Here is a 14,361-nt window from a genome sequence, read left to right on the forward strand (position 1 = left end):
CTATTGAAGAATTTAACAATCAAATTAATTACAAAAATGTAGCTTAACTTAATGTGCAGTTTTTATTTGCATATCCATTCCGCTAATACAGAACCTCATTCCTTATTACAGGAGAAAACACCAAATAGTCATTACCTCATTAACCTGCACAAAATCCTCGTTTAGTCCACAAGCATCCCATTAACTTTTGTGTACCCAGTTGAAGAAGTTTTACACTCGAACAAAGTGAACTAACAAAGCATCCCTCAAATTTTGTTGTTATTGGTACATATTTTATTCTTTTTGAAGATATTTTGTTCTTTTCTTACGTTAATATATTACTTTTGTTCACAAATAAAACCAGTTCACGTTTCCGTGAACATTAAAAATAAGTGAACAATGAACCCGCAAGAGATAATTCACAACGCATTAAATAACATCCAAACAAAAGCAAATATCATTGGTAAATGGGAGGATGCGGTAGGTCAAGACAGGATTGATGGGGAACTAAAACTAGAAATAGAGAACCAGACAATTCATCTTTTTACGAATATAAAAACCGAAATAAGAACTATTCATCTCGAGAAAATAGAAGAACTGGCCAAGGAATATCATCCGTTTATTGTGGTGGCGCAAAGAATATTCCCTAAAATAAAAGATGAACTCCGCAATAGAAATATTGCCTATTTAGAAGCGAATGGAAATATTTACTTGAAAGAGAAAGGGATATTTTTATGGATAGAAGCTAATAATCCCATTGAAATCAAAGATAAAACAACGAATAGAGCCTTTACAAAAACAGGTTTAAAAGTGGTATATCAATTCCTGATAAACGAAGATTGGATTAATTATACCTACAGACAAATTGCTGAAGAAACCAATACCGGAATTGGAAATGTAAATAACATCTTTACAGGCTTGAAACAGGAAGGATACCTATTGCAGCTAAACAAAGAGCAATATAAATTGGAGAATAAAAAGAAGCTGCTAGAAAAATGGATAATGGAATATGAAAAACGCCTAAAACCAACACTAACAATTGGAACATTTCGTTTTCTAAAAGAAGATGATTTCTATAATTGGAAAAAGTTGCAACTACAAAATGGTAAAACGTGGTGGGGAGGAGAACCAGCAGGTGATGTATTTACAAATTATTTACGCCCTGAAGAATTGACAATCTATACAACAGAAACCAGAGGCGATTTAATGAAAAATTATCGTCTAGTTCCTGATATAAATGGAAATGTAAAAATTTTTAAAAAGTTCTGGGAAAATGAAGATGTAAATAATAATGTAGTTCATCCATTATTAGCATATACAGATTTAATAAATAAAGGAGATAGAAGATGCACCGAAACAGCTCAAAAAATATACGATGAGTACCTACAAAATAAATTTTAAACAATTACGCCAGCAACCTCAACTTTCTGAAATGCTTTCAGCATTAGAAAGAGGTTTAAACAAATTCGATATTGACTTCTATTTGGTTGGTGCAGTAGCTCGAGATCTTTGGATGAGTGCCATTAATGATATTCCACCTAGTAGAATCACGGGAGATATTGATTTTGCCGTTTTTATTGATGACAAAGGAACCTATGATAATTTGAAAATGTACCTAATAGAAGTGGAAGGTTTTTCACCATATAAGGGGAATGCTTTTGTCTTGGTTTGGAAAGGTTTCATACAAGTAGATTTACTTCCGTTCGGTGAAATTGAAGACAAGAATGATGGGGTTACCATTGAAGGTAGTGGGTTGACAAGTCTCAATATGCCCGGATTCAAAGAAATCTATGATGAGGGTTTGCCAATAGTTGAACTGGAAGAAATACACAAATTCAAATTCTGTACACTTCCCGGAATAGTGATTTTAAAATTAGTTGCTTGGCAAGACCGACCTGAAATCAGGAGGGATGACATAAAAGATGTGAGTAATATCTTAAAACATTTTTTCGATATGTACGCAGAGGAAATTTTTGAGAACCACAATGACCTTTTTGGCGACAATGCTTTCGAATTACATTTAATCGCCGCTAGAGTAATGGGAAGAGAGATTAACAAAATTGCTAAACGCAATGAAATACTGCACAATAGATTGAAGGATTTATTGGAAGTCAGTACAAATAATAAGGATATTGAAATTGCAAAAATTATGGTAGAATTTTATGAGAACACCATCGAAGATAATTTAGTCCTATTAGAACAGATAAAAATTGGATATTTAGAATAAACCATTCCATTATAAACATCACGGGCAAACAAGCGGTCTCACTTTGGTCGTTCTCTTTGTTTCGTTCGGCTGTTCCAGTCGGTCGTGCCTTCCTCCATTCCACAGACACTTCACAGCACAAAAAAATAAGGCAGCCAAAAAATGGGCAACCTTATTTTTTCCGCTGTTCGTTCCTCATCTTCACACGTTCTCTTCCTGCGTTCGGCAGGGCTAGTACATCCACAATACCGCTTCATTCCGTTACACTCCGCAGGCTCCGTTACACTGCATTCCAGCAGTATTATGTCTGTCGCCCTTTATTTTTTCAGCGGTTGCTCCTTCGCACAGCCTTCGGGGTTGGCGCCGCTTACCTCAATATATTTTTAAGAAACTCTCTTAGTTGATTTACAAATCACTTTGATGAGGTCGCTTTGATGAGGTCGCTTTGCCCTAAATCAAGGAACGCCAAAGGCTGACTTATATTTTTTCCCCGCCGTTTCACGCTGCTATCCCTTCTCTACACTATGTAAACTTCGTTCCGTTCTCGGTCTAGCGTAGCTGTTCGATTGCCGCAACCCCGCCACTGCGCTCCTCATTCATTCCGCTATAATTCCGCTATCGCTTCATTTTAGCTCCATTCCTTGCGGTGCTTGGGGGTGTTAAAATCTTCAACAAGAACCTTAGTGCATTTTCTCGAAAAGAAAGAGAAAAAAAACCAGCAAATTTAGCATCCATTCCTCACTTCCAGTCGGTCGTTCCTTCCTCCGTTCCCGTTCGTCATTGCTGCTCTTTTTATGGCTTTCTTTTTTTCTCTTTTTTCTTTTCGAGTAATGATAATTCTTCGCATCCAAAAAGAAAATGAAACTGCGAAAAATGATGTTTAATTTTTTAAACCAACGACACTATGCCAAATTTCATCATCAAGACCCACCAAAAAGACACTGCCTACAAGGGAAACCAAATCTTTATCCTCAACAAAGGAATGAATAGTGGCAAATGGAGCGTAGCGGAATTCACCAATACAAAAAAAACAATATTAACGCATTGGTAATCCCCAAAAAGAACCCTTTACCAACAGCTTCGTAATCATCTGTCCAGACGAAAAGGATGCTGAAACGGTCTACTGGCTTGCTTATAGCCTTTGGAAATCCAATTTCTGGTACCAATTTTTAATCGGGTCCGTAATTTCATTTTTACGCATAAACGATTTCAAGAAAGATTTTGATTTTAAAGTCAATGAAATGATGCAGGAACACGAGCTGCATCAAAAACAAGTCCAGGCGTTGAGATTGCTGGAACAGAAAGAGGATCAATTGCATAAAAATATCATACTCATAAACGAAATACGGAGATCCATTTTATCGTGCTACTGTAGAAAATAATTGTATATTTGATAGAAAAAAATCAAAAAAATGTCACAAATTACTAACTGAAAGAATTATGGATAAACCTCATAATTATGAATTTGACAAGTTAACAAATTTAAAATCCATAAAAGAATTTTGTTATTCTCACCTTTTAGATATTGTTACTGGTATACTAAAAACTGAAAACCATTCTGTTAAGGTTCGTTTTATTGACCCAACCAAAAGAAATTTTGAATATACTAGTCTTGGACTATTCTTCTTTGTGGACGACTGTATGTATATAATTACAACTGACAAAAAATATGAAGCTGAACACAACCCTGACATTTTAGGTTTTTATGAAGAACTTGAATTTTTAAGAAATCCTGATGTATTTATTATCAGAGTAATATTTGCAGGTGTCTATACAGGCTTTCGAGACGACAAAGGAACACGAATATTCACAGGAGATGCTGTCAGTGCTAAAATTGTGCTCAACCCTTCAATACCTTCTACAGGAGGCACAAATCGAGCTCGAAATAGTAGCAATGAACTAAATGAAAGTCGTTGTGAAGCTGGAGTTAATGAAATGTCTGGAATCTATGCTATCATACTAGACAATCATAGTGTTCCACTCTCTTGGGCAACTAAACTAAATGTTATTGGTAGTTTATTTTATAATTTAACAATGGGAACAACAGAAGTAAGTATTCAAGGTTTGTGTAATGGTTTTGCACAATCCCAATCAGACAAAGAGGGAGTTAAAAAATTATTAAAAAAATCACCTTATTTTCCGCCTACGACTTGGCAAGAAAAAGTAAGAGATCTATTGTGTGATGAGGATTAAATTAGTTGAAAATGAATAATTGTAGCTACGAAGATTTTAAAAAAAAGATATTAAATAATCCTTGGGATTTTGTTGCTGATTTAGCAATGGAATCGAATGAATACTATTCTAAAAATAAAGAGTTTATATGTAAAGAAGATAAACTAACAATAGATTTATATAATTCGGCAAATAACAGAAAGCAAGAACATAAATTTATTTTGGACATATTACCCGTCCCTTTTGAAGGAAATATATTCAATGCTAAGTTTATAATTCTTACATTAAACCCGGGTTTTGTTGAAGAAGTAAATCACAAACTTTATAGCTTATTAAATGAGGACGCAAAAAAACAAATTACTGATTATCACATTCAAAACTTACGATTGCAATGCAAAGAATTTATTCCTAACGATGCAGTAAGATTTATTGGAGACCGATATTGGTTTAATAAAACACACCAATTTAGAAAAGAAAATAATTTTGAATTATCTGCATTTGCAATTGTACAATATATTGGTTATCAATCTACAAAATTTCTTGAAAACAAAGTTTTAAAAGAACTAAAAAGTGTTGAATTTACCGGACAATTATTAAAATATGTAATAGAAACAAGAAATGATAATTATTGTTTTATTATAGCGAGAAATGAAAAATTTTGGAGAAACGAATTAAGCAAATATGCCTCACAGGATAAATTAATAAATCATATTGTTGTGCTTAAAAACTATCTTAATACATCAATAAGCCTAAACAACATTAAAGATGAATGTAGACCAATAATTTATCGAATAACCGAACAACAGAAAAATAATAATTAATTACATAGCCATATTATTTTGTAATTAAAAAAAGCCTGGTCTTGCGACTAGGCTTCCTTAGGTAATCCGGAAAAGGTTACCAATCATAACCGGGCTATTTATTTTTAGATTTTGTCAACCATTTTAAGAGGAGCGAAACCATAAAACTGGCAGTGGCTCCCACGACCGCTAAGATAATTGTTTTTGCAATATCTTCCGAAAGAATATTGGGCAAAACGCTCAAAAATGTTCCGGATGCAGTTCCAGCTCGGAGGGATAAATTAGTCTCCATCTCTCGATTTATTTTGGTTCTCCTCTTCTTCCTTTGTTCCCCCTTTGGGGATTAGGGGGCTTACTGTCATTTGACTTACTGCCGAAATCACTCCACCGGCCACAGCCATATAACCTGCAACAGCGACCACTGTTGCGGGTAAAATAATAGGTGCAGCCACAATTGTTCCACTAATGGCCAACAAAGCCAAACCTATACTTCTCAAAACCTTAAAAAACTTGGGTGTGGGTGCTTTTATTCTTTCAACTATTTTCATAATTTATTTACTTTTTTTGTTCCTTGTCATCCTGAGCGGAGTCGAAGGATTAGACTGGATACTAATTTTTATTTCTTCTTTAGGTTCTAAAGCTGCATAAACTAGAGCTTTCAACTTTTCCAATGCTTTTCGGGAATTACTGCCCTTTCCAATTCCAGTGTGTTTAGATACAGGAGCAATGCAGCCCATCAACTCTTTTCTGGCGTCATTGGCGGGATGGATTAAAATCAAATCTCTTCCCGGAACATTCATCAAATGCAAGTGCCATTTGAATTTTGGACTAAACCGCTTCTGTAAGATATATTCTCCCTCGGGAATGCAAGAAATCCGCTTTTGGTTTCCCAACCAGGGCAATTCGATGGTATAACAAACTAAAGTGCCGTTCCATTCCAAAACTCCTTGCGTTCCCTTGGGAAAATACGTCCTTTTCAACACTAAAACCATCTTAAAGCCCGCTTACCTGAACCAAAGCCAATGGATTAAAAGATCCATTTTTCAATGGATACATTCTTCCATTTACCTCTTGATAAAATTCAATTCCTAAAGCCAAAAACAATGGTTTTGTGCTGCCCGGAGTTACTGGATTGACATGATTGATAGCAACGGTTTGATTCGAATCCCAAGGTAGAATATCCGTTTCTGAAGTGGTAACTACAAAGGTTTCTGCTTCAAAATCAATTTCCGCACCTGCTGATATGATTTTGAAATGAGTAGTTCCACTAGCAGCCGCAATCATGTTCGCAGGAACAAACGGCAACAAATCAACCATAATATCACCCGTAGCACGGTCAATCGTCCCCACAAAAGGAGCAAATAAAGCAGTGCCCAGCTTTCCTCTAATGTTGAATTCGAAACCGGCAAGCAATTCTGCCTCACCATCAATCACATTTCGCAATCCACGCTCACTTACCATATCCGCCTGAATGACTTTAATCATAGATTGAGTCAATCGGCTTACCATTCTGCTATCAGCAGAATTAATGAGCAAAGTTCGCATTGCAGTTCGTAACGTTTTACCCGCCTTTCCAGCTCTTCCAAATTCGGCTCCATTCTCACGCGTTCTCTGGAACGCAGGATCGCTCGCAATTCTGCTTGCATCAATGCCGCCTTTTTCGCGCGCTAAATGACCATCTTTGGTTTTGTAAAAAGTAATATCGCCAATAGTACCCTTCAACTTAATTATGCCTTTTTGCCTTGCCATAATTTCTAAAATTTTAAATTAATAATTGTTTCAAATTCCCTCAATCATCATCCTGTTGCAACACCTTTCGATTGATTTCTAAACAAAGATTACACTTAAACAAATAATTTAGAACACAGCTATATTCCATATGTCCTACAGTGGTATAAATGTCATTTATAAACATAAATGTCACTCTGCATCGAAAATAGAACCAAACAATATTTATATGCTTTTACATATAAATACATTTTATTTAACAGATTATATGCTTTTGCATATAATTTACTATATTTGCTTAAAATCAATGCAAAAGCATATAATTATGAACACACTAGCCGATTTTGTAAAAGAGAAAAGAAACGAAGTAAAACTCACTCAGGAAGCCTTTGCGGAACGCGCTGGAGTAGCACTTACCGTCATTCGAAAAATAGAACAAGGAAAGGAAAACCTCAACCTCGAAAAAGTAAACCAAGTGCTCAAAATGTTTGGGCATACCTTGGCACCGGTAAATGCAAGGGAATTATCCAAAATTGAATACTAAATAATATGAGAAAAGCAGCCGTATATTATAAAGAGTTTCTGGCCGGCATCCTCACGGAAACGGACGACGGGGACTACATCTTCGAATACGACCAAAATTATGCAATGGAACATCCCAAAGAAGGAATCACCTTAACGATGCCGGTCAGGTCAAAAAGCTATACAGACAAACGATTATTTCCTTTTTTCGAAGGATTGATCCCAGAAGGCTGGCTTTTGGATATTGCATCTAAAAACTGGAAAATAAATCCAAACGACCGAATGGGCTTGCTCTTGGCTTGTTGCCAGAATTGCATCGGAGCGGTTAGTATTCAACCAATACCAAACGAAAATGAGTAAGAAGTGTCTATATTGCTACAAACCATTGGAGGACAAAAGTGTTGGTGATTTCCACGAACAGTGCAGCCTAGAGTTTTTCGGCACCAGACAACCACCAGTATTCGAACATTCACTGAAACAAATGGCAGAATTGGCTAAAAACGTGGTGGAACGGAGTGTGGCAGTTCCAGGTGTACAACCAAAACTATCCCTATCCATCGTGAATGACTCTCTGCAGGACGGAAACAAAGGGCGCCTAACCGTTGTTGGAGCCTTGGGAGGAAATTACATTTTCAAACCACCATCCGACCAGTTTCCGGAAATGCCCGAAAACGAACACCTGACGATGCGCATTGCCGAAGCTTTCGGAATTAACACCGTAAAGTCCAGCTTGATCAGATTGCAATCCGGCGAACTATCCTATATTACAAAACGCATCGACCGAACAGACTCGGGAGAGAAAATCCATATGCTCGATATGTTCCAGATCACGGAGGCTTTTGATAAATACAAAAGCTCAATGGAAAAAGTAGGCAAAGCCATAAATGAATATTCGGACAACACCCTGCTAGACAAACTGTATTTTCTGGAGTTGGGCATTTTCAGTTACCTCACCGGGAACAATGATATGCACTTGAAAAACTTCTCGATGATCCATTCCTGCGAAATCTGGACATTGGCTCCAGCCTATGATCTATTGAACGTGGCCATAATAAATCCGGACGACACTGAAGAACTGGCCCTAACATTGGAAGGCAAAAAGAAAAAACTCAAATGGGAGAATTTCGAAAGATTGGGCATCAACCTCGGACTTAACGAAAAACAAATAAAAGGAATCGCAAAACGCTTCCAGAAAAACAAGGTCATCGCCTTCCAATGGATCAATAATTCATTCCTATCGGAGGAATACAAGGAGAAATACAAGACCCTATTGGAAGAAAGATACCGTAGCTTGTTTCTGCGGGAATAAACGCATCCTTTTTTTGATTAATTTTACTCCACGAAAGTTTGGTCAAACTGTACTTTACTGTATATCAAAGCCCAATCAAAGCTATAGATAGAGTATGAGAACCGAAAACAAGAGATTGTGTATCTACCCGAAAGACATACAACGCATAACAGGAAAGAGTTATCGCCAAAGTGTGAGATTAATGCTAAAGATAAGAACTGAGCTTAATAAACACGTAAATGAGTTTGTTAGCATCGAAGTGGATATGCAAATAAAACCCGCAGTATTAGTTAAGCAACATTTTTAAAATTATTTTTCTGTTTCCAGAATTCTTCTATTGTTTTGTAATCTAAGGCGGAATGCCTTCTTTTTCTGTTGTACCAGATTTCAATAAATTCAAATATATCGAGTTCCATTTGCTCTTTTGATATAAGTTTATTACCATAAATTTGTTCGGTTTTCAAAGTCTTAAAAAAGCTCTCAGCTACTGCATTATCCCAACAATTCCCTTTTCTACTCATACTCCTTGTAATCATTTTATAGGAATCAATCACATTAGTAAACTTCTTGCTGGCGTATTGAATGCCTCGGTCAGAATGAAATACCAATCCTTTTTCAATGCTTCGGTTTTTAATAGCCATTCTCCTAGCCGCCAAAGAAGTTTCCTCTACACTCATCCCGTTACTTAGACTCCAACCTATAATTTTTCTGTCATAGAGGTCTAAAACGGTTGTTAAATATAAAAACCCTTCTTTTACTCGAATATAAGTAATGTCCGATACCCAAGCTTTTGAAGGTTCTGTAACCGAAAATTCTCTATTTAAAACATTGGGTACAATTAAATACTTATGCTTAGAATTTGTGGTAACCTTGAATTTCTTGCTTAATTTACTTCGTAAACCCAGTTGATTCATATATTTAGCAACTGTAATCCTTGATAATTTATTGCCTAAAGAAGCCAACTCGGCAGTCATTCTTGGACTTCCATATCTTTGTTTTGAATTAAAATAAATGGATGTTATTTTTTCTTTAACAAGCTCAACTCTTTGTTTTCTATCTGAAACAGACCGACTTTTCCATTGATAATAACTTCTTTGACCAACTTGCAATACTTTACACATCTTTTCAATCGGAAATATCTTTTCATTGTTTCTGATGAAAGCATAAATCATCGACCGTTTTTGGAAAAGATGCCAATTGCTTTTTTTAATATATCTCGCTCTAGTTCAGCATCTTTGAGTTTTCTTTCAAGCTCAGAAATTAGCTCCTGTTCTGGCGTTTGCTTTAAATTGCCATTACCTGGAAAACTTCCTTGTCCAAACTCTTCGTACTCTTTTCTCCATTTATACAATTGTGGAGCTGTAACTCCTAATTCTCTGGCCAGTTCTGAGATGTTATGTCTCTCATAACTCAATTGAACGGCTTTCTCTTTAAAAGCTCGGTCATAAATTTTACGCACTTGTTTCATAGGTTAAAATTAAGGTTTTATTCTTAACTTTTTATGCAGGTAAAGTTAGCATGTCCACAGTGATCTGTTTTTGTTTTTTCTCCACATCAGGGGTGCTAATCATTGTAATTACTGAACAAGAGGTATGTAAAAAAGTTTTAGGCCTTTTAAATCAAGAAAGAATCATTTTCTGGGATAAAAATTCGGAAAACAAATTTAAATCCTTTTGTGAAGAATATGTACCGATGGAAATTTTAGATGAAGATGAAGACCAAAACATTCTTAATGAAATAGTCTTTTAAAGTTATTTATTGAGTTTTTCGTTAAAATTAGCTATATTTGTATGACACATCAGTCATTAAATCATAAATAACTACTTTATGAATGATACATCATACATGAACTGGATAGCAATGAGCGATAACGCTTTAGCACAAACCATCGGTGCTTTTGTTAAACACCATCGCTTATCGCAGAACAAAACGCAGGAAGAGGTTGCCGGAGCCGCAAATATAAGCCGTTCTACACTCAGCTTACTAGAAAAAGGGGGAACAATAACAGTCCCAACCTTGCTACAAGTATTAAGAGTATTAGACCTTCTCTATATTATGGAGGTTTTCAAGATACAAGAACAAATAAGTCCTATAGAGTTAGCTAAACTAGATCAGCAAAAAAGACAACGAGCGAGAAACAGTGACAATGATTCTAATAAAAAATCAGATTGGTAATGATAACAACGGCATTTGTTAAAATATGGAATGAAACGGTGGGAGCTGTTGCTTGGAATACAGAAACGGGAGTAGCTAGTTTTGAATATGAGGCAAAATTCTTGGCGAAAAACTGGGATTTAGCCCCATTAAAAATGCCTGCCAATAATGCTCGTGGACGTATTTTTACTTTCACAGAATTAAAAGAAATTAAAACATTTAAAGGACTTCCTGGATTGCTGGCAGATGTATTGCCAGATGATTATGGAAACCAATTAATTAACAGTTGGCTGGCCCAAAATGGTCGACCGGAAAACAGTATGAACCCTGTTGAAATGCTTTGCTTTATAGGAACCCGTGGTATGGGTGCGCTTGAATTTGAACCTTCCCAATTTAATGTCAATAAAAGAGCTTTTGATATAGAAGTGGATAGCTTGGTAGCCATCTCTCAAAAAATGCTGTACAAAAGAGAAGGTTTTACAGCCAATCTAAACCAAAACGAGCAAGAAGCCATGATGAACATCCTTAAAATTGGAACCTCAGCTGGTGGTGCTCGTCCAAAAGCCATTATTGCCTATAACGAAAAAACAGGACAGGTAAAATCCGGACAAACAAATGCCCCAAAAGGATTTGAACATTGGTTAATCAAACTTGATACGGTAAGCGATGTGCAGTTTGGTGCAAGTACTGGCTATGGTAGAATTGAAATGGCCTATTATCTGATGGCAAGAGCAGCCGGAATTGAAATGATGGAATGCCGTTTATACGAAGAAAATGGTAGAGCGCATTTCATGACGAAACGTTTTGACAGAGAAAATGGCGATCAAAAACACCACATACAAACGTTATGCGCAATGCAACACTATGACTTTAACCAAATAACGAGTTTTAGTTACGAACAGTTGTTTCAAACCATGCGTTTATTAAAACTACCGTATCCACAAGCGGAACAGTTATACAGAAGGATGGTGTTTAATGTAATAGCACGCAATTGTGATGACCATACAAAAAACTTTGCATTTCGACTAAAGAAAGAGGGTGATTGGGAACTTTCTCCTGCTTATGATATTTGTTTTGCCTATCGCCCTGATAGTGATTGGGTAAGTCAGCATAACTTAAGTATTAATGGAAAGAGAACCTATATTACCAGAGAAGATTTACTGACAGTAGCAAAATCAATGAATATAAAAAAGGCGAATACTATCATCCAGCAAATTGATCAGGCTGTGAAAAGATGGTACGAATTTGCTGAAGCCGCAAATGTGGAGAATAAAATGAAAGAGAGTATTGCTAGATCACATCTAATTTTATAAGTAAAAAACATGTTTGCAGACAAAGTAATACAAACACTTACAGAATGTGATAAAAATATACTCTTCTATTTTGATGCAGATGGATCAAAAAAAGAAGAATTAACCGCTATTGAAGAAGCCGGTATAAAAGTAATAGAAGTAAATCAAAACTATTTTGAGTTAAAGTACAAACTGGAAATGGTATTGTAAATAATAGCGCTTTGAGGACAAACTAAATAATTGCAATAGTTAAAAAAATAAAACATAAATTAGCATATTGAAAAAAAAAACTAACATAAATACCCTAATAACAGCCATTTAATCGAAAGACTAATCAAGCGTGTAGTATTAAATCATTTTCTAAATAATCCTTAATATGAATAAATTAAAATCTCTTCTTAGAAAAACAGCAGTCCTGCTTTTTGTTTTCACCGGCACAATTGTAATGGCACAAAAAAACTCAAGCAATGCTAAATTCAGCAAATTTCTAGATAATTATTACGAAGAAGGCTTGCTATTAAACCCATTGACAGCTACACAAAGAGGCGACAACAGGTACAACGATTTATTTCCGAACGATATCGCTGAACCCTACCTAAAAAAACAACACGACTTTACCATCGTGTATCAAAAACAGTTAGCATCGTTTGATAGAAACAAGCTGAATTCTTTTGATAAAATTTCTTTCGACATCGTAAGTCTCCAAATAAAGCAAGCCCTGGAAAGAGAAACATTCCATCTTGAATACATTCCCTTTAGCCAGTTTAGGGGCTATCCCAGTTCATTACCTTCTCTTGGTTCAGGAAAAAGTTCTCAACCATTTAAAACAGCGAAAGATTATGAAAACTGGCTCAAACGAATTGATGGTTTTACGATATGGGCCGATACTGCGATAGCTAATTTTAACAAAGGCGTTGCAATGAAAATGGTACTTCCCAAAGCCTTGGTGATTAAAATGATTCCGCAGCTGGAAGCTCAAATTGCGCCAGATACACTCAAAAATATCTTTTATGAACCCGTTCGGAATATGCCAAGCTCCTTTTCTGCAAAAGAAAAGAAAGCGATACGATTGGCCTATCAAAAGGCAATCAACACTAAAATAATCCCTACTTACCGAAAACTGGCCGATTATTTAAAAAATGTTTATTTGCCAAAATCCAGAACCACATCGGGCTACAATGATTTGCCCAATGGAAAAGCAATGTATGAATATTTTGTTGGAGTAAACACCACTACCAATCAAACACCGGATGAAATTTACCAAACGGGACTTCGAGAGGTGGAACAGATTACTAAAGAGATCGATGACCTCAAGATAAAAATTGGCTTTCAGGGAGACCGAACTGCATTTTTCAATCATGCCCTGACTGATCCCTCCTTTTTTCCTTTCACCACTGACGAAGAAATATTGGAAAGTTACAGAGCCATCCTGCCCATCATAGAGCCGAAGCTGAAAAAATTATTCAATATTGTTCCCAAAACAGCCTTCGAGGTGAAGGCAATTGAAAAATTTAAAGCGGCGACGTCGGCAGCCAATTATGAAAGAGGCACAACGGACGGTAGCAGACCCGGTTATTTTAATGTTCCAATCGTTGACGCTACTAAATTCAATAAGTTGGGGATGGACAATCTTTTTATACATGAAGCAATTCCGGGGCACCATTTTCAATTGTCCTTACAGCAAGAGAATCAATCCATGCCTAAAATCAGAAAATTTGCTGGCTATTCCGTTTTTTCTGAAGGCTGGGCTTTGTATGCCGAATCATTGGGTGATGAACTAGGATTGTACACCGATCCTTATCAAAAATTGGCTGCCTACAAATCAGAATTATTTAGAGCGATACGATTAGTGACAGACGTTGGATTGCATACCGGAATAATGACAAGAGAAGAGTCAATCCAATACATGATGGAAAAAGGGGGAAGAGAGCAGCAAGCTTCTGTTTCAGAAACAGAAAGATATATGGCAATGCCAGGACAGGCGCTTTCCTATAAAACAGGGGAATTGAAAATTTCGGAATTGAAAGCCAAATACATCAAAAGCTTAGGCAGCAAGTTTGAAATCAAAAAGTTTCACGATGCCATTTTGCAGGTTGGTTCCGTGCCTTTAAATGTGTTTGAAACTTATATGGATAATTGGGCTTCTGAACAAAGTAACTAAGGAGAATATAAGTATTAATTGGGAAACAATAGTTTTTTTAAAACCTAACGAAGTTATTA

19 protein-coding genes are annotated in these 14,361 nt (G+C 36.1%); 12 read left to right on the plus strand and 7 right to left on the minus strand.

The features are described 5' to 3' along the window. Positions 1 to 378 precede the first annotated feature (378 nt). On the plus strand, positions 379 to 1,380 hold the full coding sequence (locus tag EKM01_RS04335) for a type IV toxin-antitoxin system AbiEi family antitoxin (RefSeq protein WP_126767069.1): 1,002 nt from the start codon (positions 379 to 381) through the stop codon (positions 1,378 to 1,380). Next, positions 1,355 to 2,206: a hypothetical protein gene (locus EKM01_RS04340; protein ID WP_126767072.1), complete on the plus strand. Its 852-nt coding sequence runs from the start codon at positions 1,355 to 1,357 to the stop codon at positions 2,204 to 2,206. The genes EKM01_RS04335 and EKM01_RS04340 overlap by 26 nt, the downstream gene beginning before the upstream one ends. Before the next feature lie 703 nt (positions 2,207 to 2,909). On the opposite strand, the gene EKM01_RS14910 is transcribed toward EKM01_RS04340, so the two are convergent. After that, on the minus strand, positions 2,910 to 3,032 hold the full coding sequence (locus tag EKM01_RS14910; RefSeq protein WP_255416473.1) for a hypothetical protein: 123 nt from the start codon (positions 3,030 to 3,032) through the stop codon (positions 2,910 to 2,912). Positions 3,033 to 3,089: 57 nt separating this feature from the next. On the opposite strand from EKM01_RS14910, the gene EKM01_RS14725 reads away from it, so the two are divergent. The 3 genes from EKM01_RS14725 (at position 3,090) to EKM01_RS04355 (ending at position 5,178) form a co-directional block, all read left to right on the plus strand. Continuing rightward, positions 3,090 to 3,236: a hypothetical protein gene (locus EKM01_RS14725; RefSeq protein WP_233589293.1), complete on the plus strand. Its 147-nt coding sequence runs from the start codon at positions 3,090 to 3,092 to the stop codon at positions 3,234 to 3,236. Between the two features lie 389 nt (positions 3,237 to 3,625). Next, positions 3,626 to 4,378 carry a hypothetical protein gene (locus EKM01_RS04350; RefSeq protein WP_126767075.1) on the plus strand — a complete coding sequence of 251 codons (753 nt, stop codon included), beginning with the start codon at positions 3,626 to 3,628 and terminating at the stop codon, positions 4,376 to 4,378. A gap of 11 nt (positions 4,379 to 4,389) precedes the next feature. Beyond that, positions 4,390 to 5,178: a hypothetical protein gene (locus EKM01_RS04355; RefSeq protein ID WP_126562065.1), complete on the plus strand. Its 789-nt coding sequence runs from the start codon at positions 4,390 to 4,392 to the stop codon at positions 5,176 to 5,178. Positions 5,179 to 5,272: 94 nt separating this feature from the next. Here the strand turns inward: EKM01_RS04355 and EKM01_RS14650 are convergent, their stop codons facing one another. The 4 genes from EKM01_RS14650 to EKM01_RS04370 are packed head-to-tail and all read right to left on the minus strand — an operon-like array spanning position 5,273 to position 6,906. Then, positions 5,273 to 5,449 (minus strand): hypothetical protein, encoded by a 177-nt coding sequence (locus EKM01_RS14650; protein WP_199740691.1) that lies wholly within the window; start codon positions 5,447 to 5,449, stop codon positions 5,273 to 5,275. Beyond that, positions 5,439 to 5,705 (minus strand): hypothetical protein, encoded by a 267-nt coding sequence (locus EKM01_RS04360; RefSeq protein WP_126562066.1) that lies wholly within the window; start codon positions 5,703 to 5,705, stop codon positions 5,439 to 5,441. Before EKM01_RS04360 ends, EKM01_RS14650 begins: the two co-directional genes overlap by 11 nt. Before the next feature lie 3 nt (positions 5,706 to 5,708). After that, positions 5,709 to 6,149: a DUF5675 family protein gene (locus EKM01_RS04365; protein ID WP_126767078.1), complete on the minus strand. Its 441-nt coding sequence runs from the start codon at positions 6,147 to 6,149 to the stop codon at positions 5,709 to 5,711. Position 6,150: 1 nt separating this feature from the next. Further along, complete coding sequence (locus EKM01_RS04370) at positions 6,151 to 6,906, minus strand: hypothetical protein (protein ID WP_126562068.1); 756 nt, start codon at positions 6,904 to 6,906, stop codon at positions 6,151 to 6,153. Between the two features lie 304 nt (positions 6,907 to 7,210). On the opposite strand from EKM01_RS04370, the gene EKM01_RS04375 reads away from it, so the two are divergent. From EKM01_RS04375 to EKM01_RS04385, 3 genes are read left to right on the plus strand one after another with little or no spacing between them, the layout of a single operon-like run. Beyond that, entirely contained in the window at positions 7,211 to 7,429 is a 219-nt protein-coding gene (locus EKM01_RS04375) for a helix-turn-helix domain-containing protein (protein ID WP_126767081.1), read from the plus strand. Between the two features lie 5 nt (positions 7,430 to 7,434). Continuing rightward, positions 7,435 to 7,767 carry a HipA N-terminal domain-containing protein gene (locus EKM01_RS04380; RefSeq protein WP_126767082.1) on the plus strand — a complete coding sequence of 111 codons (333 nt, stop codon included), beginning with the start codon at positions 7,435 to 7,437 and terminating at the stop codon, positions 7,765 to 7,767. Continuing rightward, the gene (locus EKM01_RS04385; RefSeq protein ID WP_126767083.1) at positions 7,760 to 8,716 is read left to right on the plus strand and encodes a HipA domain-containing protein; all 957 of its coding nucleotides are present in this window, start codon (positions 7,760 to 7,762) and stop codon (positions 8,714 to 8,716) included. Before EKM01_RS04380 ends, EKM01_RS04385 begins: the two co-directional genes overlap by 8 nt. Before the next feature lie 269 nt (positions 8,717 to 8,985). On the opposite strand, the gene EKM01_RS04395 is transcribed toward EKM01_RS04385, so the two are convergent. Together EKM01_RS04395 and EKM01_RS14730 are read right to left on the minus strand one after the other, a co-directional pair. Beyond that, a complete protein-coding gene (locus EKM01_RS04395) occupies positions 8,986 to 9,867 on the minus strand; it encodes an IS3 family transposase (protein WP_233589294.1) in 882 nt (293 codons plus the stop codon). Then, positions 9,864 to 10,163, minus strand: a complete 300-nt coding sequence (locus EKM01_RS14730; protein WP_233589295.1) for a transposase — start codon at positions 10,161 to 10,163, stop codon at positions 9,864 to 9,866. The genes EKM01_RS04395 and EKM01_RS14730 overlap by 4 nt, the downstream gene beginning before the upstream one ends. Positions 10,164 to 10,522: 359 nt before the next feature. Here EKM01_RS14730 and EKM01_RS04400 point away from each other — a divergent pair, with 359 nt between their 5' ends. From EKM01_RS04400 to EKM01_RS04415, 4 genes are all read left to right on the plus strand, one after another. Continuing rightward, positions 10,523 to 10,870 (plus strand): helix-turn-helix domain-containing protein, encoded by a 348-nt coding sequence (locus EKM01_RS04400; RefSeq protein ID WP_126460085.1) that lies wholly within the window; start codon positions 10,523 to 10,525, stop codon positions 10,868 to 10,870. Further along, complete coding sequence (locus tag EKM01_RS04405) at positions 10,870 to 12,162, plus strand: type II toxin-antitoxin system HipA family toxin (RefSeq protein ID WP_126562206.1); 1,293 nt, start codon at positions 10,870 to 10,872, stop codon at positions 12,160 to 12,162. The genes EKM01_RS04400 and EKM01_RS04405 overlap by 1 nt, the downstream gene beginning before the upstream one ends. Positions 12,163 to 12,171: 9 nt before the next feature. Further along, positions 12,172 to 12,351: a hypothetical protein gene (locus EKM01_RS04410; protein ID WP_126460079.1), complete on the plus strand. Its 180-nt coding sequence runs from the start codon at positions 12,172 to 12,174 to the stop codon at positions 12,349 to 12,351. 166 nt (positions 12,352 to 12,517) lie between these two features. Next, positions 12,518 to 14,302, plus strand: a complete 1,785-nt coding sequence (locus EKM01_RS04415; protein ID WP_126767086.1) for a DUF885 family protein — start codon at positions 12,518 to 12,520, stop codon at positions 14,300 to 14,302. Positions 14,303 to 14,361 lie beyond the last annotated feature (59 nt).

The sequence above is a fragment of the Flavobacterium sp. RSP46 genome, from assembly GCF_003984825.1.
Taxonomy (GTDB): domain Bacteria; phylum Bacteroidota; class Bacteroidia; order Flavobacteriales; family Flavobacteriaceae; genus Flavobacterium.